Here is a 22,965-nt window from a genome sequence, read left to right on the forward strand (position 1 = left end):
CACCTTCAACCGAGAGTCGGCCGCCGCACGGGCGGCTCCGCGCGTCGGTGCCCGCCTGTTGACGTCGAACCTACTGCGGCAGAGCGCCTTCAGGCAGGTTGATCGACTTCGCTTGCATGAATTCGCGCAAACCCTCGGGACCGCACTCCCGGCCGACGCCGGACTCCTTGTAGCCGCCGAACGGCGATGTCGGGTCTATGCCGAAGATGTTGACCCCGAAGTTGCCGGTCTGGACCTTCCTCGCCACCTGGAGACCGTGGTGGATGTCCGAAGTCCACACCGTGCCCGACAACCCGTAACTGGTATCGTTCGCGATCGCGACGGCGTCGGCCTCGTCGTCGTAGGGGATCATCGACACCACAGGCCCGAAGATCTCCTCACGCGCGACGCGCATCTTGTTGTTGACCCCTGTCAGCACGGTAGGTGCCACGTAGTAGCCCCTGTCGAATCCTGCTGGCTTTTCCGGACCGCCCAGAATGGGCTTGGCACCGTCGTCGATGGCACCGGACACGTAGTCCATCACCTTCGTCTGCTGACGTGGCGTGATCATGGGGCCCACGAATGTGTCCAGTTCCATCGGGTCGCCCAGCTTGAAGTGCGAGATGGCTCCGGCCAACGCCTCGGAAACCTCGGTGTAGCGGTCGCGCGATACGAGCACCCGACTCTGCAGAACACAGGCCTCGCCGTTGTTGAGCATGGTCGTCATCGCGAGGATGGGCAGCACCGAGCCGAGATCGACGTCGTCGAGGACGATGGCGGCCGACTTCCCGCCGAGCTCGAGGCTGTACTTCTTGAAGCTGGACGCGCACAGCTCGGCAACGCGCCTACCGGTCGCAGTGCTGCCGGTGAAGCTGACCTTGTCGACACCCGGATGCGCAACCAGTGCCTCGCTGTACTGCCTCTCTGCGGGTAGCAGATTGAAAACACCTGGCGGCAAGCCCACCTCGTCGAAAACTTCGGCGAGAATGCACGAGTACAGCGGCGTCTCGGGTGCGGGTTTGTACACCACCGTACACCCCGCGATCAGCGCGGGCGCCAACTTCATGAAGCCGATGGCTATCGGCGAATTCCACGGTAGGACAGCGGCGACGACACCTACTGGCTCCCAACGAACGAGGACCGAACCCACGGTGATGCCCTCGCGAACCTCTTCGAAAGGAAAGGTCGATGCGAGCTTGACGAAGTAGTCGATGAACGTCGTGGCCTGCTCCGGCCGCGCCCAGATACTGACGGGTAGTCCCGCCTCGCTGGCGAGGGTTTGCGCAAAGTCATCGGCACGCTCGAGGATCTTTCGCGAGACCGCGGCCAGCACCTCGGCCCGCTCGACAGGTGTCATCCTCGGCCAGGGGCCGTTGTCAAAGGCTTCTCGCGCCGCGGCCACCGCTCGGTCGACGTCGGTGCCGTCAGCCGACGGAACGCTACCGATTACCTCCTCGGTACTGGGCGACACCACCTCGATGACATCCGCCGAAGAGGGGGCGACCCACTCGCCACCGATGTACAGATGATCGTACTTCTTCACGAGACAAGACCTTTCATCATTGCGCTGGACTGCGTGGAGTCGCCCGATTCAGCGACACCGGGCCCCTATCAGCCGAGTTCAGGGTGCCGACCGCCTGACGACATCGTTGTCAACGACCGACGGGAATGCGCCGGGACACCGGCGCCGAGCTCAGGAAGTCCTTGGCGGAGGCAGCCGTTCTCTGCGCGGGCACGGCACGCAGAGCCATCCACACACCGATACTGCAGATGGCACAGGTCAACAGGCCGGCGCCTTGCGTGACGTACCAGGCGTGCGGTCCGCTGTTCAACACGACGAAGGTGGGCGAACCCCCGCCAAAGAAGCTGGCACCGACAGCCAGCGGAGCAATCGCGACCGAGAGCAGCGTCCGCCAGCCCGTCAGGTGTTCTCGCAACGCCCAGGCCAGCACGCCGGTGAGCACCGTGGAGCTCGCATTGATGAAACCCCAGTACATCGAGTAGTCGAACACCTTCAGCGGCTGGTCACCGTAGTAGTGGTAGACGCCGGTACCTGAGCCGTAGAACTCGACGCCGACCATGAGGAAGACCATCAGTCCAACCCAGAATTTCCAGATGTCGGCTCGCCCTGCGCCGTTGCGAATCATGATGTAGACGATCGCCCCGAGACCGGGATACAACCAGATGTAGCCGAACAAGCACAGCCACGGAACTGCGCGACCGTCGACGTGCATGATGGCCCACGCGCCCTCCGGCGGGTACCAGATGAGGCCGGCGATGTCGACGACTGGCTCCGACAGCAGGGCTATCGCGCCACCGGCGAGCATGACCAACGGCATCCAGTTGCGCTGCCGCAGGCAGTCACGCGCCAGGAACAGCATGATGAGCGCCAGAATGGCGATCTGCATGACAGTGAAAACCAGTTGGTCCCATGGCATTTCGGTATACGGCGGATGCTCGGGGGTCAACGGATTCGTCCTTTCCAAAGGGGTGAACACACGACGATCAGAGGAGTGAGTTGCGCCACAACGCGTATATGCGTTCGCATTCGATCATGTTGCGCCGTCACTGTCAACAGTCCGGCAGGGCCGTGGCAGCGACCCGGGCTCTGCACGTTTCCACCACACAACGCACGTCAATCTGCGTTGTGTGTACAGAGCCATGCACGGGAGGACCTAGATTCGGTACCACCGTTCTGCGTTGTCGGCGAACATCGCTCGCCGCTCATCCTCGGTGAACGAGGACACCAGAGATTCATAGATCTCGAACAACGTCGAGTACTCCGTGAAGAGCCAGTCGACGGGGAAGTTGGAGGCGAACATGCAACGCTCGACGCCGAATGTCTCGATCGCCGTCTCGACCCATGGCCGCAGCTGCTCGAGATCATATCCGCGCAGCGGAATACCCATGCCGCTGATCTTCACCGCCGTGTTCGGCGATGCAGCGAATTCCCTCATCCCTGTGCGCCATTGCTCGAAGACGCCCTTGTCACCCGAGCTTGGCCAGCCCGTGTGTTCGAGGACGAACGACATGTTCGGGAAGCTCCTGGCCGCCTTCGCCGCATCGGGCAGGCTGTCCTCGTGTGCGACGGTGTCATAGATCAAGCCCCGCCTGTCCATCACACCGAGGCACTCGAGGACGTGGTCGCTCGTGTAGTCCACGACAGTCTGGTGGCGCAACCCGCGGAACCGCGAGAATTCCGAGTGCGCAGCCAACTCCGCATCGACTTCGGCGACTGGTCGATCGAAGTCCGTCCAGCCGATGATGCCGTGCGGGTAGCCCTGCTCCGCCCCCAGTTCCTCCAGATATCGCGTCTCGTCAGGCCACGTGGGGGGCGCCTGGGCGGCGGTCACGTGCACGATCTTCGCGACGTCATAGCCGCTCGCGTGGCCGAAGTAGTCGGGAAGCAAGAAGTCCGACCCTTGCAACTTTCCGAACGGACCCACCCCGTGATCCTGCCCGCTGGTGTCGGTCTGGGGGTCCAGCAGCGGGTACCAACCGGTCTTCAACTCCCACAGGTGCACATGGGGGTCGACGATTCTAAGCTTCGTGGACATCGTTGGCCTATCGGTCGATTTGCGAATACTGGTTCTCATAGTTAAGTCAGCAGATTCGTCGCCGTCAAGGGAGGCGACGGCGCTCATCGGGCGGTCAAGCTCCTGGCGGCGGCCACCATCTGCTCCACGCTCGTCAGTTTGACCCGCGGCCGTGTGCCGGTCCCCACGAGCTCACGTTCATGCCGGTCGATCGCGCGCCAGTCCGAATACGTCAAGAGGTCTGGTTGGCGAGCAGCGAGCACGGTCATCAAGCCGGCTGTCCCGACGACATCGCGACTGAGGCGTCTCGCCGCGTGGTCGTCCAGCAGCGCCTGCACGGTCTCCCTTGCGCACTTGCGATTGGTGCCGATGACGCCCGACGGTCCACGCTTGATCCACCCCGTCGCGTAGACGCCCGGTATGGGTTCCCCCGACGCGTCGATGACACGTCCACCGTCATGGCGAACAGTGCCCTTCACTTCATCGAACGGAACACCAGGCAGGGGCTTTCCCCGATAGCCGATCGAGCGAAGCACGAGCCCGCATGCGACGTCTTCGACATCGGTCGTGGGCACGACAGAACGCCCGTCCGCGTTCAGTTCGTTTCGCGTGATCCGTACGGCCGTGACACGATCGCCTCCCACGATCTCGACCGGCGAACCGAAGAACCGCAGTTCGATCGACTTACCGTGACTTCCGGCCACATGGCTTGGCAGACCGGCGATGAGTGCCGCCTTGATCCTCGCCGTCGCCGAAGCACCACCGGACGGGACACCGCGGGGAGCGCCGAACGAGCAATCCGATCCATGATTTCGCACCACTACGTCGAAGCCACTGGCCGCTCGCAATCCGATCAACTCGGCGATCGAGAAGGCAGCCTGCTGTGGCCCACGCCTTCCCAGCACGATCACCTCCCGGATGTTGCTGTCTGCGAGCGCATCCAAGGCGTGGTCGGCGATGTCGGTCGCACGGAGGTCGTCGATGTCGGAGGCGAGCACACGTGCGACGTCGAGGCTCACATTCCCGTTGCCGACGACAACGGCGCGCTCACCCGACAGGTCGAACGTCCGGTCAGCGAAGTCCGGATGGCCGTTGTACCAGGCGACAAACTCGGCTGCGGAGTGGCTGCCCGGCAGGTCGTCCCCCGGTACCCCGAGCCCGACATCACCGGGCGCGCCCACCGCATAGATCACGGCATGGAAGTGGGCGAGCAGATCGTCGTGTTCGAGGTGTTTGCCCACCTCGACGTTCAGGTGGAATGTCAGCCGGTCACTCCCGGCAACCTGTTCGAAGAGTTTGGCGACCTGCTTGGTCCGCTGATGGTCTGGCGCAACACCGAACCGAACAAGACCCCACGGCGTGGGAAGGCGTTCGAAGACATGGACTTCCGCGTCGACGTCGCGGCAGGCGAGCAACTGCTCCGCGGCATAGCAGCCGGAAGGTCCCGAGCCGATTATCGCGACACGGAGCCGTCGGTCCGACACCTCCACCCGCGGCACCTGCAGAGCCGTGGGTCGCGACGTGTATGGGCGGTGGCCGGGATCGGCGAAGTATTCGGCATTGAGATCCAACCAGTGGCCGTCGGCGTCACTCAGATCATTGTCAGGCCGGATGGCGTCGACCGGGCAGGCCAGCACGCACTGCCCGCAGTCGACGCATGCCTCGGGATCGATGTAGAGCATCTCAGTGGTGGCGTAGCCCGGCTCATCAGGCGTCGGGTGGATGCAGTTCACCGGGCAGGCGGGTACACAACTCGCATCATTGCAACAGCTTTGGGTGACAACATGTGTCATGACGTAGCTCCTTGAACCGCGATCCGTACCATGTGGTGCACGACACGCGTTCGCAATGCCGTGCGCTGTGTCACACGGTAGCCTATTTTGCGCATTGAAATTCGCAACTACCCCGGGGAGTGGCCCGCAGGACCGTGGCTTGGCAGCACTCACCCACTTGTGTCTTTGTGACGTCACCCGCGTATCGCGCTTGGCTGCGAATCACTCTTCGCTTTCTGGTGGGCTGCGCCTGCGAGGCCTCGGACCGAACCCTCCGTCGCACGGAGAGAATGCCGACGCGTGAGAGGACTCGAGCGATGTCCGAAGCCAGCCGCCTACGACGACTGAAGTCGAAACACTGCCCGGGCACCGAGCGACCTCACTGGCGGGCGCCTCGTCCAACCCGTCGAGGCCGAGACCGGGCGCCTTATATGTGAATAGCAGCCGGCGGCCCGTCACTCCTACAGAATTGAACTATTGGTGCGCAGCGGTACATTGACTTCACACGACCGGGCATTTTGGTGAAGCAAGGAGTGCATCATGCGTGTGGAAGTCGACCGGGACCGATGTGAAGGTAATGCGGTCTGCCTGGGGATTGCGCCAGACATCTTCGATCTCGACGAGAATGACTATGCGGTTGTAAAGCTCGATCCAGTGCCGGAGGGGCAAGAGGAGCTGGCAGAGCAGTCCATTGCCGAGTGTCCCCGTGCAGCGTTGACCCAGAAGTAGTCCGAAGCCGCATCGCTTGCTGGGTACCGGTTTTCGTGCAATGCGCCATCACGAAATCAACAGGAAACGGAGTGGTGTGGGTGCGCGCGCCCGGGTGCACTTACTCACGAAGAGATTGCTCGACAGCCTCTCGCCCATTGAATGACTTTCGCGGGGCGGTCGCCGCCGTCTGACATCTGATCTCCTTTGATCATCGCAGCTTCTCGTTCCGAAGATTCTTCACTTCATCGGCGAAAGAGTCGCGACTGTCCGACAACTCGGTCTCTCTGTTCAGACAGACTGTGGAACAGGTCTCTCTGTTCAGACAGACTGTGGAACAGCATCATTCACTTGACTCAGCGTGCATCTATTCTTGGGTGACAGCTCAGCGCCGACCAGCTCGCCATGCCCCGAATGATGTTTCGAGCAAGATACCCGGGGCCGCAGCGACCACTTCGGGAATGGACTGCACGGCGATCGTCGCGGTCGGCAGGAACACGGTGTCCTCGACATCGGTCCACAGCATGTCGACACTCAGGTTCGGGCGCCCCATGATGTCGATGAGCGCGCGATACGGCATGACTTCACCAGGCTTCGGCTCCGGTGGCATCGGCCAGTGCGTCGGTGAACCCTCGCGGTCTGCGAAGTGGACCCACTTGTGGGTGAGGAGTAGCTCGCCGTTGCAGTATCCGCCGAATTCGTGTGAGGCACCGGTGATGGAACCTTTGGGGAGATGGCCGATCGCGATGTCCAAGTCGCGCGAGGCCAAAGCGAGTTCCGGCATTCCGGTCGGCCGCACCTCGTCGAGTTCGAGTCCGAGTTGGTCGGCGAGCTTGCCAATCGCGGCAGGGAACATCCGCGTGACGAAGTGTTGGATGTACTCGTTGTCGAACTGTAGTTCCGACGGCGGCTTGCCGAAACCGATGTCCCTCAACAACTGCGTCGCGGGGTACGTAGACACGTCGAGTGTCTCCACCATGTCGATCCGGCGGATCTGAGTTACCGAACCCGTCATCAGCGCCGCCGCGCGGTCCGCCACGAAGCCCGGGTCCAATCCTGTACCGAACAACGTCGCATTGCCTGCAGTGCAGGCAGCCTCGAGCGGGTCTACGACCGACGGGCCGTCGATCCGCGGGGAGAAGTACGCGACCGTCGACACGACGTTCTTGCCGGACGCCAGCAGGTTGGCGACGTCGTCGTCGAATCGACCGAACGGTGCGGACGTATGCAGGACCACATCGGCGTCCAGAGCCAGAATTGCGTCCTTCGACATGGTCGCAGTGACTCCGGTTACTGGTCGATCACACAACTCGCCGGCGTCCCGCCCGTCCTTCTCGGGACTCGACACCCATACTCCGACCAGCTCCAGATCTGAGTCGTCGATTACCTGCTGCAGACAGAATCGGCCGACGTCACCTGTCGCCCACTGCACCACTCGAACCGCCACAGAAACCTCCTGACGCAGCCACCTGCCACTCTTGCCAACGGTATAGGTAGTTCAGCAGCTATTTATACATTCTTGAACTATTTATGCTGATCCGGCGCGGAAGTCGTCATCCCCGTCGCGGCGCCCGAAACTTGCGAGATGCTGCGTGCAAAGCCGTCGCGGGCGCGTCGAACACGCTGGTAAGGCGATGTATGGTTGCCTGCGAGTCAAGTTGCCAGGGAGGGTGTAATGGTGCCGGACGCGGAGCCCGCCGGCGATCAGGCGTCTGGTACTGCCCGCCTCGCCAGGGTCACCGACATGTTCAAAGACCATCCCGAGTTGCCGTGGATGCTGGCCAGCGCGGCGGTAATCCGGGCACACAAGATCGTCATGCGCCGCGTGTCATCGGTTCTGAAGGACATCGACGACCTGTCGATGCCACGCTACGAGATCCTTGGACTACTCGACCGCGCAGAGGGAGGTCGACTTGCTGTGCGGGATTTGAAGAACGAAAGCTTCCTCCTGCCTCCGTCCCTGACCTTCATCCTCGATTGGCTCGAAGAGCGCCGTCTTGTAAAGCGGAGCGGCAGCAAGACGGATCGCCGCTCGGTCGTCATCACGATCACCCCGGCAGGGCGTCGATTGTTCCAACGAGCGACCAGAGCGCTGAGCCCGATTCGATTCGGGCTCGAGGGTCTCGACGAGGAGACCGCTAGCGAAGTCGCCGAAGTGCTTTCCAGAGTCCGCGGCCAGTCCTCCGACTGAGCGTATGAGTTGTGCCGATACCTTGTCGCGCACGGATCTGGCGCATCCCACGCGCTGAGTTACGCCAGATACAACACACCGAGCAGAAGTGTGAGTACGACGCAGTAACACTCGAAGATGCCACGCAACAGCGTAGGCGCGTAGCGCAGTTCCATGAAGTACAACCCCACCAATCGGACCTTGAAGATCGCGACAACGATGATCGTCATGGCAGCAGAAGTGTGGTCGGCACCCATTCCCTGCCCGGCCGAGAAGCCACGACGACAAGGTGAGCACGACCAGCAGCAACCACACCCCGGAAGGTCGACCGACGAGAAGAGTTTTCACGGTCACCGCACCAGGCAGATGAGTGGAAAGATGACGATCCACAGCAGGTCGACGACGTGCCAGAAGCAGGCGCCGCCCTCGAGAAGGGCCGCTCGGGTCGGCGTCGTGTTGACATTTCTGACCACCCGACTGAGAACCGTCAGAACCAGCAACCCCACGGCGACATGGCTGAGGTGCAATCCGGTTATTGCGAAATACCACTTGTAGAACGCGCTGGTGCCGAGACTGATGCCGCGGGTGACCAGATCGTGGTATTCATACGCTTTGAGCACCACGAAGCACGCACCGATCGCCGCCGCCGCGATGGTCAACGTGCCGCTCAGATGGCGCCTCAACGGGTCGCGGACTGCGTGCACTGCTCACACCACGCAGATCGAACTGGATAGCAAGACAAAGGTGTTGATCACACCGATGTGGAATGCAGGGTTCCCTGCGATTCGGCGAAGAGTTCGGGGCTCTCCCCACGCCGGCGCAGATAGAACGCGAACAAGGCAGCGAACAGGGTCATGTCGCCAAGAAGCAACACCCACAGTCCGGGTTCCCCCGGCACGTGACGCGCAACCCCGCCAGCTTCCACGGGAGCCCGCAAAACATGCATGGGTGTCATGCCGTGGCTGTGTTTCACCGGTTGATGGCGCGGCTTTACCCGATGTTCCATCACGGTCTATGGAGGCCTGTTCGGCAATCTGCGCGTTGATGGCTCTCAGCAACAGGAAGCAGGTGACGGGTCCCCCACACGAAAAAGTTGCTGATCGGTATCCACCACGGCAGGAGGCCGTTCCAGGCCAGAATTCCTTCTCGCGAGAGGAAGGGGAGCGCACCCGCTTCAAGTGCCAGCGACGTCAGGATCGTGAAGTAGCCGTACCACCGCGGGAAAGGCCAGAAGTTCAATTTATTTGGCAGCAACGACATCACGGCTATCGCCACCCAAACGAAGATGTAGTACTGCGTGCCCGTGATGAACGTGAGGATTCCCATTTCGTGCAGGACCGCGGTCACGTCAGGGTCACGGTAGGGCGCATACGCGGCGACGCCCCAGAACAGCGTGGGCAGCATAATGACCACCGTCATCAGTCCGCCCGCGCTCAGCGTGAGCCATGTCCACAGGGGCGCTCCGTCGTCGAGACGCTCGCGCCGGTACATCTGGGCACCTAGGACGACTCCTAGCGGAAGGAACCAGCCCCCGGTCCACACCCCGATCATGGCGCCTACACGTGCACCGAGGCTGTGCTCTTGGTAGAACCGCGCAATCTGACCCGCTGACCACTCCGCTGATGGCGGCGGGAACATCCGAAACAGGAAGATGAACGCCAGACCATAGAGGACGCCCAAGGCGATGAACCACCACATGAGGATCTTCTGCGTCCGAAGCGACATCAAGTGCGTCTCCCGAGCTGATTTGTTGAGCACCAATTGCAATGAGACACCAACCCGTGGAACCCAGGGCGTCTCGAATCGACCATGTCGCCGTGCCATTGGGCGCTTTATTCGAAATTGAACCGTTCATACTTGAACTGAATGGTCAAGGATGATGGGACGCAGAACCCGAACTGGGCCTCATTCGCTTCCAATCACCGCAATCATCTCGCGGAACGCGGGATCGTCTGCGGGGTCGCCGGGTGGCTCGAGCACGATGCCGGATGCCCGCGCGCCATACCACTCGCGCACTACATCGGGAAATTCGGCATAGGTGGCCTGCGGGACCAAGGTATCGAAAATCTCATCCGAGAGGACCCCGACCATCCTGTCCCACTCGTTCGCGCGCGTCATCGCGCGAAGCCGGTGGCCGACGTCCAGCCAGCCGTACATCTCGAGAGTCGGCCAGTAGGCCGGCGTCGACAAGGTGAATGCGAGCGGCTGTTTCTGAGCCTCACGCCTGAGGGCCACTCCCCGCTCATCCATCGCCGTGACATTGAGACTCCCGACAACGAGGCCGATTTCACTGTAGCTACGACCCTGAGCCTCAGCGCCTTTCCGCAAGGCGGGCATGGTGACGGCATCCAGGTACCTCGGATTGGAGTTCGTCGGATGGGAAATCAGTCCGTCGCCATGTGTGCCCGCGACCGTCGTGACCTTAACCCCCACTCCGCCGACCCAGATCGACGGCGGCGCAACGTCGATCGCGCCAGGATTGAAGAATGGAGATAGGCGAGTGACAGAGTAGAAGCGGCCCCTGTGCTCGGGGGCCGCACCGGATTGGAACGCATGAAAGCTCGCGCGCATCGCGTCGATGTAATCGGCGAGCCGATCGCTGGGCTCGTCAAACGGCATACCGAATCGTTCCGAAATATGTGCGCGAATTTGGGTACCCAAGCCGACTTCAAAGCGACTGTTGGAGAATCGAGCGAGATCCCAAGCGGTGTACGCGGTGAGCATCGGGCTGCGCACGAACGCCAGCGCGACGGCCGTGCGGACCTGGATGCGCGACGTATGCTCGAGCGCAATCGCCGCCACGACGAACGGATCGTGAACCGCCTCCGGTACGTGCAAACCGTCGTAACCCAGCGCCTCCATTCTGGCGGCGTACGGCCCTACGTCATGTAGCGACATCCGATGATCCATCATCGCCGCATAGACCTTCATCTGCACCTGCCCAACTTCCTGCGCTGAGACGTTCTTCACTCGTTTGTGATCGCGGTCCGACATCGCCCGCCGAATGGGCGTCTGTGGGCGGACGTCCCGTCACGTCCGTCAGGCGGCGCCGTGCGACGCTGTTGACCAGTGCAGCGATTTCAGACGGCCGCGAGATCATCACGTTATGGCCCGCGTCGATGTCCACGACGTCCACGTCACCGAGCAGTCGGATCATCCGATTCTGGGTGCTTCGGCCGAGCGCGTGATCATGCATTGGGCGTACGTATGTGCGTGGGATCGACTGGGGCACAGCGAATCGCGAAGGCTCGACAATCACCCTGGGCGGCTCCGCGCACAGACGCTCAATGAGGTCACTCGACTCGGCATGGTCGAGGTCATTGCAGAACAAGTATCTGGCGACCTTTTCGGGAAGCATGTAGGCCCCGTTGCGGTCCACCGCTCTGCGGTATCCCCAACTCAGCAACGGTTTCAGGGCGGATGGCGCCAGGTCGAGCAGGGACCTTCCCACCTCAGGAAGGATGGAGGCGACAAAGATCAGGTGCCGCACCTTTTCAGGTAGGGCGTGCGCGAGCCCGCACGCTGTCACGCCTCCTAGTGAGTGCGCTACCACGACGACCTCTTGCCAGCCGCTCTCCTCAACGGCACGAACGGCCGCGCCGACGAAGTCGGACGTGGTGATCTTGGTAATAGAGGCGTCGCGTTCCCGACCCGGCAGGTCAATCGCGATGGACGGGTAGTCGAGGAGGACGCGCATTCGATTCCAACACCAGCCCGCATGCGCGCCGCCATGAATCAGCAGGACCCCGGCGCGACCCGTAGCCTGAGAGGCTGCGAAGGGCGAACCGCTCGCACTCATATCCGCCATCGACATCCACGCCCTTCCGCGCCGCAGGCTCTTTCGATTTCGACTCAGACCCGCCAGGCCGGGATAGGTTTTGGTGTCACGCGGCCGCGGTCGTCAATCGCCCTGCGCCGACTCGACCACACCTTGCTCGGACAAGTGCTCGATGAGAGGTGTGACCCCCGCGGTGAAATGCTCAGCCATCGCGGCGCGGGCGGCGTCACCGTCACCACGCTCCAGCGCTGCGATCACTGCCCGGTGGTCCCGGATCGATTGCTGGGGCCAACCCTCAAGAGTGGGAAACACCGACTCGGGGGCGTACCTGGTGATCCCCGACATGACCTGAGTCAGCTTGGGAGAGTCGGCGATCACGTTGATCAGGCGGTGGAAGTCGTGGTTCAAGCGAACCGCCTGCTCCACATCCGTCAACTTGTAAGCCGTCTCCAGCTGGTCTTGAATCGACCTCAGCTCCGCAGCAAGTTCGGGCGTGATGTTCTCGGCGGCACGGGCTGCCAGCTCGCCACCGACGAACGTCTGGACCAGCGCCACATCGGCGAGATCACGCGCAGTGACCTCCAAGACCACGAACCCTCGCCGCGGATGCTGCTCCAATAGTCCCTCGGCCCGCAGATTGAACAGGGCCTCCCGGACCGGGGTCACGCTGATGCCCACCTCGGCGGCCACCTGGTCCAGGCGTAGGTACTCCCCCGCCGGGTACGTGCCGTTGAAGATCCGCCGCCGCACGTAGCGTGCCACGTCGTCCGACAGTTGCGGCCGGACTACGAACCCCGGGTCAGACGCGGTACTCATGGAGCAGATTTCTACTGATGATGGTCTTCTGGATCTCGCTGGTGCCCTCGCCGATGAGCAGGAACGGGGCGTCGCGCATGAGCCGTTCGATCTCGTACTCCTTGGAGTATCCGTAGCCGCCGTGGATGCGAAACGCCTGCTGCGTCACCTCGGCGCAGAGCTCGCTGGCGAGGTACTTCGCCATGCCGGCGGCGACGTCGTTGCGCTCACCGGAGTCCTTCAGCCGGGCGGCATTGACCATCATCAGGTGCGCAGCCTCGACCTTCGTGGCCATCTCGGCGAGCGAGAACGCGATGGCTTGATGGTCGGCGATGGGCTTGCCGAACGTGCTGCGCTGCTGGGCGTAACGCACCGCCAGTTCGAAGGCCCTGATACCGACGCCGCACGCGCGGGCCGACACGTTGACCCTGCCAACTTCGATACCGTCCATCATCTGGACGAAACCCTGCCCCGGTGCGTGACCCAGCACGTCGTCGGCCGTGGCGCGGTATCCGTCGAACACCAACTCGGTGGTGTCCACGCCCTTGTAACCGAGCTTGTCGATCTTGCCGGGGATCAACAGACCCGGTGCCACCTCGCCGAACCCGGCGGGCTTCTCCACCAGGAACGCCGTCAGGTTGCGGTGCGGCTTAGCCTGTCCCTCTTCAGTCTTCACTAGAGCTGCGACCAGCGTGGAGCTGCCGCCATTGGTGACCCACATCTTCTGACCGGTGATCGTGTAACCGCCGTCGGCATCGCGGACGCCCTTTGTCCGGATAGCGGCCACGTCGGACCCGAGTTCGGGCTCTGACATCGAGAACGCGCCCCTCACCTCGCCCGTCGCCATCCGAGGCAGGAAGCGCTGCTTCTGCTCGTCGGTACCGTGCTGACGCAGCATGTAGGCGACGATGAAATGGGTGTTGACGACGCCGGACACGCTCATCCAGCCGCGCGCCAGTTCCTCTACGCACAGCGCATAGGTCAGCAGCGATTCTCCGAGACCGCCGTACTCTTCGGGGATCATCAGGCCGAACAGTCCCATGTCCTTCATCGCGTCGACGATGTGCTGGGGGTATTCGTCGGCGTGTTCGAGTTCCTGCGCGTTCGGAATGATCTCTTTGTCCACGAACGAGCGGACGTTTGCAAGGATCTCGGTCTGAAACTCGGTGAGTCCCAGGGTCTGAGCTATACGAGTCATGACACCCTCTCGAATATCGCGGCCAGGCCCTGACCGCCGCCAATGCACATGGTCTCCAGTCCGTACTGGGCATCGCGCCTGCGCATCTCGCGGGCCAGCGTGGCCAGCATCCGCCCGCCCGTCGCGCCGACCGGATGTCCCAGCGAGATGCCGGACCCCTGCACGTTGGTGCGTTGGAGGTCGGCATCGGTGAACTTCCACTCCCGCATGACCGCCAGCGCCTGAGCAGCGAACGCCTCGTTGAGTTCAATGAGGTCGATGTCGCACAGTGCCAGCCCTGCGCGCTCGAGCGCCGCGGCCGTCGCGGGCACCGGTCCGATACCCATGACGTTCGGCGGCACCCCGGCAACACCCCACGACACCAGCTTGACGAGAGGGGTCAGGCCCAGTTGCGCGGCCATCTCTGATGTGGTCACTATGCACATCGAGGCCGCGTCGTTCTGGCCGCTCGAGTTGCCGGGGGTGACGGTGGCGTCCGGATCCTGATGGAGCAGCATGGGTTTGAGCCTTCCCAGTGCCTCGACCGTCGTGTCCGCTCGAGGGTGCTCGTCGGTGTCCACGACCACGTCGCCCTTGCGGTCGGGCACCGTCACCGGGACGATCTGCTCAGCCAGCAACCCCTCGCGTTGCGCGGCCACGGCCCGAGTGTGTGACACGACTGCCAGCTCGTCCTGCTCCTCGCGAGAGATGCCGTACTGCCGCCGAAGATTCTCGGCGGTCTCGATCATGCCGCCGGGCACCGGGTAGTCGCGTCCACCGGCGGTGGTCCGTCCGCGGGTCAGAGCGTCGTACACGGTCACCCCGCCCCTGGCCCCTCCCCAGCGCATGTCAGTCGAGTGGAACACCACATTGCTCATCGACTCCGCACCACCGGCGACGACGAGGTCGTTTTGGCCGGTTCCCACCTGCATGCACGCTTGAATGACCGACTGCAGACCAGATCCACACCGACGGTCGAGTTGCATGCCGGGCACCGTCACCGGCAGGCCCGCGTCCAGCGCTACGACGCGGCCGATCGAGGGTGCCTCCATACTCGGATAACAGTGCCCCAGAATCACGTCCTCGACCTGATCGGGGGCGACGCCGGCACGCGCGAGCAGACCCTTCAGCGCCGCGACGGCGAGCTCAACGGCCGTGAGCGACTTGAACATTCCGCCGTACCGGCCAATCGGAGTCCGCACGGGTTCACAGATGACGGCCTCTCTCATCACATGTACCGCCCGCCGGTCACCTCGAGCACCGTGCCCGTCATGTACGACGACAGGTCGCTGGCGAGGAAGACGGCCACGGAAGCGATCTCATCGGGCTCACCGGCGCGACCCATGGGCACCTCTGCGAGCTTGGCGTCCCAGATGCGTTGCGGCATGGCCTCGGTCATCGCCGAGCGGATCAATCCCGGCTGAATCGCGTTGATGCGGACGCCGACATGGGCCACCTCCTTCGCGGCAGCCTTCGTCATGCCGACGATGCCAGCCTTCGCCGCCGAGTAGTTGGTCTGACCCATCAGTCCCACCTTGCCCGAGATGGACGAGATGTTGATGATCGCGCCCCCGCCGGCCTCACGCATCACCCCCGCCGCCAACCGCGTGCCATTCCAGGTGCCCTTGAGATGCACGGCGATGACCTGATCGAACTGGTCCTCGGTCATCTTGCGCATCGTCGCATCGCGAGTGATGCCCGCATTGTTGACCATGATGTCGATGCCGGCGAAATCCGCCACGGCCACGTTCACCAACGCCTCCACATCAACCGAGGAGGTGACGTCACAGCGCACCGCCCGCGCGACGTCGGCACCACCCAGTTTTTCCGCGGCGGCTTCGGTCGCGGCGAGATCGAGATCGCCGAGCACGACGCGGGCGCCCTCTGCGACGAAGCGCTCGGCGATCGCGTACCCGATTCCCTGCGCACCGCCGGTGACCACCGCGGTTTTCCCGTTGAGCAATGTCATGCGTGCTGACGTCCCTTCGCGATGGAGATTAGATTCTCAACATAAAATATGATATTTCCCATCACATACGCAATTCGACACGAGGGGCGCCGCCGCATGACCGATACGACCGTTAGTGACCAGGACTTCGCCGACATCCTCGGCGCGACACGCCAGTTCGTCAGAACGATGGTGATGCCGCGCGAACTCGAGATCGCCAACGGAAACTGCGTTCCCGACGACATCCGCAACGAGACCAAGAAGATGGGCCTGTTCGGATACGCGATTCCCCAGGAGTGGGGCGGCCTCGGCCTGAACATCGCGCAGGACGTCGAGCTGGCGATGGAGCTCGGCTACACGACGCTCGCACTGCGGTCCATGTTTGGCACCAACAACGGCATCGCTGGCCAGGTGCTGGTCGGATTCGGCACCGACAGGCAGAAGGAGCGGTGGCTCGAGGGCATCGCCTCCGGCGACGTGGTCGCCTCCTTCGCGCTCACCGAGCCGGGCGCCGGATCCAACCCAGCTGGCCTGCGCACCAAAGCCATTCGCGATGGCTCGGGCAATGACGCAGACTGGGTGATCAGCGGACGCAAGCAGTACATCACCAATGCGCCGACGGCAGACCTCTTCATCGCCTTCGCCAGAACAAGGCCCGCCGACGCCGACGGACCCGGTATAGCCGTCTTCCTCGTTCCCGCCGACGCCGACGGCGTGGAGGTAGGAACCAAGGATGCCAAGATGGGCCAGGAGGGCGCGTGGACCGCAGACGTCACCTTCGACGACGTGCGCGTCGGCCACGACGCACTGGTCGGCGGCGCCGAGGACATCGGCTACCGCGCTGCGATGACGTCGCTCGCGCGCGGCCGCATACACATCGCTGCCCTGTCGGTGGGTACCGCACAGCGGGCCCTCGACGAAGCGGTCGCCTACGCGGCGACCGCGACGCAGGGCGGTACACCCATAGGCAGCTTCCAACTGGTGCAGGCCATGCTCGCGGACATGCAGACCGGCGTGATGGCGGGCCGGGCGCTGGTTCGCGATGCCGCCCGGCTGTGGCTGGCAGGCGAGGACCGTCGCATCGCGCCGTCCACCGCGAAGCTGTTCTGTACCGAGATGGTGGGCAAAGTCGCCGATCTCGCCGTTCAGGTCCACGGCGGAGCCGGTTACATGCGCGACGTGCCCGTCGAGCGCATCTATCGCGATGTCCGCCTGCTGCGCCTGTACGAGGGCACCAGCGAGATCCAACGCCTGATCATCGGCGGCGGGCTGGTGAAGGCCGCACAGCGTCGAGCCCAGTGACATCAGGCGATGTAGCGAATGATCTGCGCAACCACCGCCGCGGGCTTGTCTGATCCCTCCATCTCGATCGACACCGTGATCGTCGCTTGCGCTGCACCCTCGAGCTGATCGACGGTGGTGAGCACGCCCCGCGCACGAATCTTCGCCCCGACGCGGACCGGATCGATGAAACGCACTTTGTCGTAGCCGTAATTGATCGCAAGCGAGATGTTCTTCACCGCGTAGAGCTGATGCGAGAAGTGCGGCACCAACGCGAGCGTGAGTAGTCCGTGGGCGATGGTTCCGCCGAACGGTCCGGCGGCGGCCTTCTCGCCGTCGACGTGAATCCATTGGTGATCGTCCGTTGCGTCGGCGAAGACGTTCACCCGTTCCTGTGTGATCTCTAACCACTCCGTCGGACCGAGTCGGCTGCCCTGCGCGGCAACGAGCTCGCTGAGATCGTTGAAAACCTTCATCCCGTACTCCTCTCGAGCCCGACAGCAGGCTGCTCTCGCCGACCATCGAACGCCAGTCACCCACGACGCACGAGGATTGACAGTGCGTGGCGCAGCATGTTGTTATGCGAATAGAGATCCGCATTTGTCGAGTATAGGAAACGCACGCACATGTCACCCATGTCTTCGCTCGGATCAGTGTGCAGCACGGCCATGAGGCGCCTCGCTGCAGACGTGCACGCGTCCGGTGTTCTGGCTGCTTCGTCCACGGGGACCCTTCCGAGCCCTCCGCAGCCAGCAGGAGACACTGGTGTCGCATAGCAGAATGCCGAGGAAGGCACTGATTTTAATTAGTCTGCCCCGCAACCTGGTTCACACGTGATGGAAGAAAGAGCACACCGCCCTCTTGAGGGCTTAAGGGTTGTCGAGATTTCGAGTTTTGTGGCCGTTCCCCTAGCCGGCATGACACTCGCACAGCTTGGCGCGGAGGTGATCCGGGTCGATCCCACCGGTGGGGCCGCCGACTACCGCCGATGGCCGGTCACTGCCGACGGTGAGAGCATCTACTGGGCGGCATTGAACAAGGGAAAACGCTCACTCGCTGTGAACATGCGTGACGAGGTCGGCCAGCGGTTGGCCCAGCGACTCATCGCTCGCAGTGACGCTTTCATCACCAATGCGACTGGTCGCGCGTGGCACTCGTATCGGACACTCGCGAACTCGAAACCCGACCTCATTCACGTCGAAGTCTCCGGTCGCGCGGACGGCGGCACGGGTGTCGACTACACCGTCAACGCCGCCGTGGGCTTCCCCTCGGTAACGGGATCGCCTGATTGCGACGGCCCGGTGAACCACGTGCTGCCCGCGTGGGATGTGACGTGCGGCATGTATGTAGCGCTGGCAGTCAGTGCTGCACTCCGCAGCCGTGATTCACGCGGAATCGGCGCCGAGATCAAGATTCCGCTGGAGAATGTCGCACTGGCGACGGCGGGAAACCTCGGCTTTCTGACCGAGGTGATGATCAACGGCACAACCCGTCAACGCATAGGGAATTCGATCTTCGGCCAGTACGGCCAACAGTTCACGAGCAAGGACGGTGCCGCGTTCATGATCGTGGCGCTCACCGGACGCCACTTCCGCGACTTGACCGAACTGACAGCTACATCGGATGCTGTTGCTGCGCTTGCACGATCGCTTGGTGCCGACTTCTCTGACGAGGGCCAACGGTATCGACACCGCGACGCGCTCACAGAATTGTTCACGGAGTGGTTTGCAAGCCACACCGGCGACCAGGTGTCGGCGGCGCTGTCTCCGACATCAATTTTGTGGGAGCGCTACCGGAGATTCGACGAGGTCGTGACCGACTCCAAAGTAACGGAGAACCCGCTGTTCTCGCCGCTGGATCAACCCCGGATCGGTAAGCACCTGGCACCCGGCTTGCCGATGTCGATCGACGGCGTGTACCCGCCGTCCACCATTTCGCCGGCCCTGGGGGACGACTCAGACGACGTGCTCCGCGAATTGGGGCTCACCGATGACGAGCGTTCCCAATTGTTCAGCGCCGGAGTCGTCTCGTGAGTGACGAATGACCCCACCCCGGAGCCAACTCTACGTTCCCGGCGACCGAGCCGATCGACTGGCCAAAGCCAGCGGACGGGGCGCGGATGCACTCATCATCGACCTCGAGGATTCGGTCCCGTCGCAAGCCAAACCCGCTGCACGTCGAATCGTCGCCCAATGGCTTTCGAATGGAGCTCCGCCTCTGATCCCGATCTGGATACGCGTCAACTCCGGCTACGAACGCGAATTGGATCTCGAGGCAATCTCATCGGCCCCGAATCTGACGGGTTTGGTCCTCGCAAAAACGGAGAATGTGTCGGACGTCGAAGACGTAGCGCGCGTCCTCAGCACAACAGGAAGTACGTTGCGGTTGGCCCCGCTCGTCGAGTCGGCCGCAGGTGTCTGTGCCGTCAACGCGATCGCCGCCGGACCGCGAGTCGAATTCTTGCACCTCGGTGAACTCGACTTGGCGGCCGATCTCGGCATGTCGCCGAGCCGCGATGGCGCCGAACTGTCATACGCCCGTTCGGCACTTGTCATCGCCAGCCGGGCGGCCGGTATCGAACCGCCCGTGGCTCCGGTGGAGCCGAACATCGACGATCTCGAACATTTCAGAACGACGACTGAGGCTATGAGCAGGATGGGTTTCGTCGGGCGCGCCTGTATCCACCCGGCTCAGGTCACCGTCGCCAATGCGGTCTTCACTCCCGACCCCGATGAAGTCGCCTCGGCACGAGAGCTTCTCGACCAGTTCGACGCGCGAGGCGCCGGTCGCGATGCGAGCGGACGAATGGTTGACGAAGCCGTGTTGCGACGGGCTAGACGCGTCATTGCTGCCGCCGCCGCGTGGCCGACCACAGAATGAAGCTGCCCTCGTTCCGGGCCGCCACCGACCGACTTGCCGGGGTCTGTCCCCCCGACGTCTTGGACCCACCGCCTACGTGGTTCGTTGCCGCACTGGGTAACGCGCCGTCGCACTCGACGGTCGATGTCGATGGCTACTCCATTCACCTGCGATCGTGGGGTGATCCTGCTCTGCCTACCTTGGTGCTCGTGCACGGAGGGGGTGCGCACTCTGGATGGTGGGACCACATTGCTCCGCTGTTCGCTGATACGCACCATGTCGTCGCACCCGACCTCAGCGGGCACGGAGACAGTGACCGAAGGCGCGAGTACTCCATCTGGACCTGGGCGGAGGAAGTTCTCGCGGCCGGAACTGCCCTGAATGCCAATGCCTTTCCGACCGTCGTCGGGCACAGCATGGGCGGGTGGGTCACCGCGGCCGCGGCCACTCGTCACGGAGCCGAGATGGCGGGCATCGCAGTGATCGACACTCCGCTGCAAGAGCACTTGCCGGACGACTCGCATCCACCCAGGAACGTGCACCCACCGCGAGGCTACTACGACCGAGCCGACCTCCTCGCCAGGTTCAGGCTGATTCCACCGCAGACGGATGCGCTTCCCTTCGTCACGAACCACATCGCGGAAGGGTCCATCTGCGAGCGGGACGGCCGTTGGTACTGGAAGTTCGACCCCGACATTTTCACCGCGGCAGAGGTAGAGTTCAGCACGAGCGAAACCGATTCGCTGGAACGGCTTCTCGCGGGTCTCCAATGTCGTGCTGCCTATATGCGGTGCGAGCACGGCGTAGTGCCGACGACGATGTCCACACACATCAAGTCGGTGATGCAGCTGCGCGGTCCGTTCATCGAGTTGCCTGCCGCGGGTCACCACCCGATGATCGATCAACCACTGGCGTTGGTAGCCGCGTTGCGCGCGGTTCTCGAAATCTGGTCGATCATCTAACGCGCCCTGGAAGCGGGGTGCGCTCTCACGGGCACGATCGGACTATGGCCGCCGGCGTCGAGGCCCAGGATCCGGCTGACGCGCATGGATCGGTGATCCCTCCGGCGATCCCGTCCTCGCCGTGCACAAGCAGAGCCATGCGTACGGGCAATATGTTTCTACGATAGTTGACTTATAAAAGGTCACCACTCCACACCCACACCCCGCCGCGGCACGCGGTCGAAAGTAGAGTAATCCCTGTCGGCGTCGATGCCGTGCGACGGTAGTGATGCAGCGCGCAATCATCCCGTAACGGCCCGATTCGTCGCGGACCGCTCCGCGTCGACAGCGCCCGTCAGTCGCGTCGCCGCAGTCTGGGACCACCTCGGTCGCCGCCAAAGCCGCGTAAAGATTCCCTTAGCCCGTCACCCGGGGGCGCCCGACGCAGGTCAGGGGTCGTCCGCCGATACCGCCACCGCCTTCGAGTGCGCGAGTTACATCTACGAAACGGCTCCGCAACAGTTGACGCCCACTATTCATTCAACATCTGTAGACCAAAGACAGTGAGGACTCGATGAACAGTGCACCCCCGGGAACCGGCAAGCTCACCACGGGCGAACTCGGAACCACACACCTGTTGGCTCAATCACTGGCGGTCGGGCCCATCACGTCCGCGGCTCTACTCGGCGGCGTGGTCGCAGCCAGAGGCGGTAGCGCCGGACCGCTGTACCTGTTGATCGTCGCCGTCGGGATCCTCGGTCTGGGTGCAATTCTCGTCATGTTCGCCCGTCGCTACACCCACGCGGGCGTGATGTACGAGTACGTCGGACGAAGCCTCGGGCCCACCGCGGGCATCTCGACAGCCGGCTTCTACTACCTCGCCTACATCATTCTCGGCGGGCCGACGATGCTCATCGGCGCGGGAGTGCTCGGCAGCGACCTCTGCAAGACATACCTGAACGCCTCAGTACCCTTCTGGGTCATCTCTCTTGGAGTGCTCGTTCTGGTCGCGGTGGTCAACCTCCGGGGTGTGCACATCTCGGTGCGAGCTCAGCTCGCCATCTTCATCGTGTCCGTCATCCCCTACCTGCTCGTGGCGATCGTCGTCATCGCAAAGGGGGGCGTGGCCGGGAACACCGCGAGGGTCTTTGATCCCGGGACCCCGACAGCAGGTGCGTTTCTGCCCACCTTCATGTTCTGCGCGCTGTTGTTCGTCGGCGTGGAGTCGGCGGCGTCGCTCGGGGAGGAAGCCCGCGAACCCGCCAAGTCGGTACCGCGTGCAATCATCCTCACGATTCTCATCGTCGCCGGCTTCTGCTTCCTCACCCAGTACGCGGGCACCATCGGGTTCGGGCTCGACACGGTCGCCGATACCTGGGCCTCGGATCCGCTGGGCCTGTCCACTCTCGGCAGCATGTACGTGGGCTCTTGGATTTCACCCCTGCTGCAGCTCGGCCTCGTTCTGGACATGATCGCCGTTGCCATCGGATTCATGTCGGCATCTGCGCGCGGCCTCTTCGCACTGTCACGGGGCGGCCTGTTGCCGCCCGCCCTCGGACAGACCAGCCGTTGGCAAACCCCCCATGTCGGCATCGCGGTGTTCGCGGTCGCAACTGTTGTGGGCATAGTTCCGGTCGTGATCCTGCACGCCGCGACGGGAATGGACCCCTACACCGGATTCGCGATCGGCGCGTCCTTCGGCGGCCTCCTGGTCATGGTGGCCTACCTCGTGCTCATCGTAGCGGCGGGCAAGCTGCTCGCGACGGGCCGCTGGCGGCGCTCCGGATGGGTCGCCTTCGTGCTCGCACTGGCCACGGTCGGCGCCGGCATCATCGGGTCGGTGTATCCGATGCCCACCGACGAATCGCGGTACGGCATCTTCGCTGCCCTGGTGCTGTTGGCTGCGGGACTCGCCTGGGGCTGCTATCACGGCCTGGTGCGCAAACACGCCCTCCCCGACCTGCACGATACTGCAGCTCCGCTGGAAGGCGAACCCACGAAGTCGAGCCAACTGCTGTGAG

At 63.2% G+C, this 22,965-nt stretch carries 22 protein-coding genes; 7 read left to right on the forward strand and 15 right to left on the reverse strand.

From position 1 onward, the window contains the following. Window positions 1–70: 70 nt before the first annotated feature. From DMB80_RS20195 to DMB80_RS20210, 4 genes are all read right to left on the reverse strand, one after another. The gene (locus DMB80_RS20195) at window positions 71–1,522 is read right to left on the reverse strand and encodes an aldehyde dehydrogenase (RefSeq protein WP_111511500.1); all 1,452 of its coding nucleotides are present in this window, start codon (window positions 1,520–1,522) and stop codon (window positions 71–73) included. 109 nt (window positions 1,523–1,631) lie between these two features. Continuing rightward, window positions 1,632–2,387: a hypothetical protein gene (locus tag DMB80_RS20200; protein ID WP_162938637.1), complete on the reverse strand. Its 756-nt coding sequence runs from the start codon at window positions 2,385–2,387 to the stop codon at window positions 1,632–1,634. Window positions 2,388–2,654: 267 nt separating this feature from the next. After that, entirely contained in the window at window positions 2,655–3,536 is an 882-nt protein-coding gene (locus DMB80_RS20205) for an amidohydrolase family protein (protein WP_162938638.1), read from the reverse strand. Between the two features lie 83 nt (window positions 3,537–3,619). After that, window positions 3,620–5,308, reverse strand: a complete 1,689-nt coding sequence (locus DMB80_RS20210; RefSeq protein ID WP_111511503.1) for an FAD-dependent oxidoreductase — start codon at window positions 5,306–5,308, stop codon at window positions 3,620–3,622. A gap of 519 nt (window positions 5,309–5,827) precedes the next feature. Between DMB80_RS20210 and DMB80_RS20215 the strand changes: the two genes are divergently transcribed. Next, entirely contained in the window at window positions 5,828–6,016 is a 189-nt protein-coding gene (locus DMB80_RS20215) for a ferredoxin (protein ID WP_111511504.1), read from the forward strand. A gap of 364 nt (window positions 6,017–6,380) precedes the next feature. On the opposite strand, the gene DMB80_RS20220 is transcribed toward DMB80_RS20215, so the two are convergent. Beyond that, window positions 6,381–7,442: an NAD(P)H-dependent amine dehydrogenase family protein gene (locus DMB80_RS20220; RefSeq protein ID WP_162938639.1), complete on the reverse strand. Its 1,062-nt coding sequence runs from the start codon at window positions 7,440–7,442 to the stop codon at window positions 6,381–6,383. 228 nt (window positions 7,443–7,670) lie between these two features. Between DMB80_RS20220 and DMB80_RS20225 the strand changes: the two genes are divergently transcribed. Beyond that, entirely contained in the window at window positions 7,671–8,186 is a 516-nt protein-coding gene (locus DMB80_RS20225) for a MarR family winged helix-turn-helix transcriptional regulator (RefSeq protein ID WP_111511506.1), read from the forward strand. A 59-nt stretch (window positions 8,187–8,245) separates the two neighbouring features. Here the strand turns inward: DMB80_RS20225 and DMB80_RS20230 are convergent, their stop codons facing one another. The 9 genes from DMB80_RS20230 to fabG all read right to left on the reverse strand — a co-directional run bounded on the left by DMB80_RS20230 (window position 8,246) and on the right by fabG (window position 15,884). Continuing rightward, a complete protein-coding gene (locus DMB80_RS20230; protein WP_240431294.1) occupies window positions 8,246–8,395 on the reverse strand; it encodes a cytochrome C oxidase subunit IV family protein in 150 nt (49 codons plus the stop codon). Between the two features lie 120 nt (window positions 8,396–8,515). After that, window positions 8,516–8,869 carry a cytochrome c oxidase subunit 3 gene (locus DMB80_RS28690; protein WP_240431295.1) on the reverse strand — a complete coding sequence of 118 codons (354 nt, stop codon included), beginning with the start codon at window positions 8,867–8,869 and terminating at the stop codon, window positions 8,516–8,518. A gap of 301 nt (window positions 8,870–9,170) precedes the next feature. Then, on the reverse strand, window positions 9,171–9,863 hold the full coding sequence (locus DMB80_RS20240; protein WP_162938640.1) for a hypothetical protein: 693 nt from the start codon (window positions 9,861–9,863) through the stop codon (window positions 9,171–9,173). Window positions 9,864–10,070: 207 nt separating this feature from the next. Continuing rightward, window positions 10,071–11,096, reverse strand: coding sequence for a TIGR03617 family F420-dependent LLM class oxidoreductase (locus DMB80_RS20245; RefSeq protein WP_240431300.1), 1,026 nt, complete (start codon window positions 11,094–11,096; stop codon window positions 10,071–10,073). Then, on the reverse strand, window positions 11,050–11,979 hold the full coding sequence (locus tag DMB80_RS20250) for an alpha/beta fold hydrolase (protein ID WP_111511510.1): 930 nt from the start codon (window positions 11,977–11,979) through the stop codon (window positions 11,050–11,052). Before DMB80_RS20250 ends, DMB80_RS20245 begins: the two co-directional genes overlap by 47 nt. Window positions 11,980–12,066: 87 nt before the next feature. Then, window positions 12,067–12,759 (reverse strand): GntR family transcriptional regulator, encoded by a 693-nt coding sequence (locus tag DMB80_RS20255; protein ID WP_111511511.1) that lies wholly within the window; start codon window positions 12,757–12,759, stop codon window positions 12,067–12,069. Then, window positions 12,743–13,936, reverse strand: a complete 1,194-nt coding sequence (locus tag DMB80_RS20260) for an acyl-CoA dehydrogenase family protein (RefSeq protein WP_111511512.1) — start codon at window positions 13,934–13,936, stop codon at window positions 12,743–12,745. Before DMB80_RS20260 ends, DMB80_RS20255 begins: the two co-directional genes overlap by 17 nt. Then, window positions 13,933–15,144 carry an acetyl-CoA C-acetyltransferase gene (locus DMB80_RS20265; RefSeq protein WP_111511513.1) on the reverse strand — a complete coding sequence of 404 codons (1,212 nt, stop codon included), beginning with the start codon at window positions 15,142–15,144 and terminating at the stop codon, window positions 13,933–13,935. The genes DMB80_RS20260 and DMB80_RS20265 overlap by 4 nt, the downstream gene beginning before the upstream one ends. After that, window positions 15,144–15,884, reverse strand: coding sequence for a 3-oxoacyl-ACP reductase FabG (gene fabG, locus DMB80_RS20270; protein ID WP_111511514.1), 741 nt, complete (start codon window positions 15,882–15,884; stop codon window positions 15,144–15,146). Before fabG ends, DMB80_RS20265 begins: the two co-directional genes overlap by 1 nt. A 96-nt stretch (window positions 15,885–15,980) precedes the next feature. On the opposite strand from fabG, the gene DMB80_RS20275 reads away from it, so the two are divergent. Next, window positions 15,981–17,165 (forward strand): acyl-CoA dehydrogenase family protein, encoded by a 1,185-nt coding sequence (locus tag DMB80_RS20275; RefSeq protein WP_111511515.1) that lies wholly within the window; start codon window positions 15,981–15,983, stop codon window positions 17,163–17,165. A gap of 2 nt (window positions 17,166–17,167) precedes the next feature. Here DMB80_RS20275 and DMB80_RS20280 read toward each other — a convergent pair whose 3' ends face one another. Continuing rightward, window positions 17,168–17,620 (reverse strand): MaoC family dehydratase, encoded by a 453-nt coding sequence (locus DMB80_RS20280; protein ID WP_111511516.1) that lies wholly within the window; start codon window positions 17,618–17,620, stop codon window positions 17,168–17,170. Between the two features lie 360 nt (window positions 17,621–17,980). Here DMB80_RS20280 and DMB80_RS20285 point away from each other — a divergent pair, with 360 nt between their 5' ends. The 4 genes from DMB80_RS20285 to DMB80_RS20300 all read left to right on the forward strand — a co-directional run bounded on the left by DMB80_RS20285 (window position 17,981) and on the right by DMB80_RS20300 (window position 22,964). Then, a complete protein-coding gene (locus DMB80_RS20285; RefSeq protein WP_111511537.1) occupies window positions 17,981–19,177 on the forward strand; it encodes a CoA transferase in 1,197 nt (398 codons plus the stop codon). 7 nt (window positions 19,178–19,184) lie between these two features. Then, on the forward strand, window positions 19,185–20,024 hold the full coding sequence (locus DMB80_RS20290; protein ID WP_111511517.1) for an HpcH/HpaI aldolase/citrate lyase family protein: 840 nt from the start codon (window positions 19,185–19,187) through the stop codon (window positions 20,022–20,024). Further along, complete coding sequence (locus DMB80_RS20295; RefSeq protein WP_111511518.1) at window positions 20,021–20,965, forward strand: alpha/beta fold hydrolase; 945 nt, start codon at window positions 20,021–20,023, stop codon at window positions 20,963–20,965. The genes DMB80_RS20290 and DMB80_RS20295 overlap by 4 nt, the downstream gene beginning before the upstream one ends. Window positions 20,966–21,518: 553 nt before the next feature. Beyond that, complete coding sequence (locus DMB80_RS20300; protein ID WP_111511519.1) at window positions 21,519–22,964, forward strand: APC family permease; 1,446 nt, start codon at window positions 21,519–21,521, stop codon at window positions 22,962–22,964. Window position 22,965: the final 1 nt, after the last annotated feature.

This window comes from Mycobacterium kyogaense (assembly GCF_003254575.1).
In the GTDB taxonomy this organism is placed as follows: Bacteria; Actinomycetota; Actinomycetes; order Mycobacteriales; family Mycobacteriaceae; genus Mycobacterium; species Mycobacterium kyogaense.

Bases quoted from the DNA above. Each gene is read 5' to 3' on its own strand.
- DMB80_RS20200 (WP_162938637.1), bottom strand. From the start codon at position 2,387: ATGCAGATCGCCATTCTGGCGCTCATCATGCTGTTCCTGGCGCGTGAC.
- DMB80_RS20205 (WP_162938638.1), bottom strand. From the start codon at position 3,536: ATGTCCACGAAGCTTAGAATCGTCGACCCCCATGTGCACCTGTGGGAG.
- DMB80_RS20210 (WP_111511503.1), bottom strand. From the start codon at position 5,308: ATGACACATGTTGTCACCCAAAGCTGTTGCAATGATGCGAGTTGTGTA.
- DMB80_RS20215 (WP_111511504.1), top strand. From the start codon at position 5,828: ATGCGTGTGGAAGTCGACCGGGACCGATGTGAAGGTAATGCGGTCTGC.
- DMB80_RS20225 (WP_111511506.1), top strand. From the start codon at position 7,671: ATGGTGCCGGACGCGGAGCCCGCCGGCGATCAGGCGTCTGGTACTGCC.
- DMB80_RS20230 (WP_240431294.1), bottom strand. From the start codon at position 8,395: ATGACGATCATCGTTGTCGCGATCTTCAAGGTCCGATTGGTGGGGTTG.
- DMB80_RS20240 (WP_162938640.1), bottom strand. From the start codon at position 9,863: ATGTGGTGGTTCATCGCCTTGGGCGTCCTCTATGGTCTGGCGTTCATC.
- DMB80_RS20245 (WP_240431300.1), bottom strand. From the start codon at position 11,096: ATGAAGGTCTATGCGGCGATGATGGATCATCGGATGTCGCTACATGAC.
- DMB80_RS20250 (WP_111511510.1), bottom strand. From the start codon at position 11,979: ATGTCGATGGCGGATATGAGTGCGAGCGGTTCGCCCTTCGCAGCCTCT.
- DMB80_RS20255 (WP_111511511.1), bottom strand. From the start codon at position 12,759: ATGAGTACCGCGTCTGACCCGGGGTTCGTAGTCCGGCCGCAACTGTCG.
- DMB80_RS20260 (WP_111511512.1), bottom strand. From the start codon at position 13,936: ATGACTCGTATAGCTCAGACCCTGGGACTCACCGAGTTTCAGACCGAG.
- DMB80_RS20265 (WP_111511513.1), bottom strand. From the start codon at position 15,144: ATGAGAGAGGCCGTCATCTGTGAACCCGTGCGGACTCCGATTGGCCGG.
- fabG (WP_111511514.1), bottom strand. From the start codon at position 15,884: ATGACATTGCTCAACGGGAAAACCGCGGTGGTCACCGGCGGTGCGCAG.
- DMB80_RS20275 (WP_111511515.1), top strand. From the start codon at position 15,981: ATGACCGATACGACCGTTAGTGACCAGGACTTCGCCGACATCCTCGGC.
- DMB80_RS20280 (WP_111511516.1), bottom strand. From the start codon at position 17,620: ATGAAGGTTTTCAACGATCTCAGCGAGCTCGTTGCCGCGCAGGGCAGC.
- DMB80_RS20285 (WP_111511537.1), top strand. From the start codon at position 17,981: ATGGAAGAAAGAGCACACCGCCCTCTTGAGGGCTTAAGGGTTGTCGAG.
- DMB80_RS20290 (WP_111511517.1), top strand. From the start codon at position 19,185: ATGACCCCACCCCGGAGCCAACTCTACGTTCCCGGCGACCGAGCCGAT.
- DMB80_RS20295 (WP_111511518.1), top strand. From the start codon at position 20,021: ATGAAGCTGCCCTCGTTCCGGGCCGCCACCGACCGACTTGCCGGGGTC.
- DMB80_RS20300 (WP_111511519.1), top strand. From the start codon at position 21,519: ATGAACAGTGCACCCCCGGGAACCGGCAAGCTCACCACGGGCGAACTC.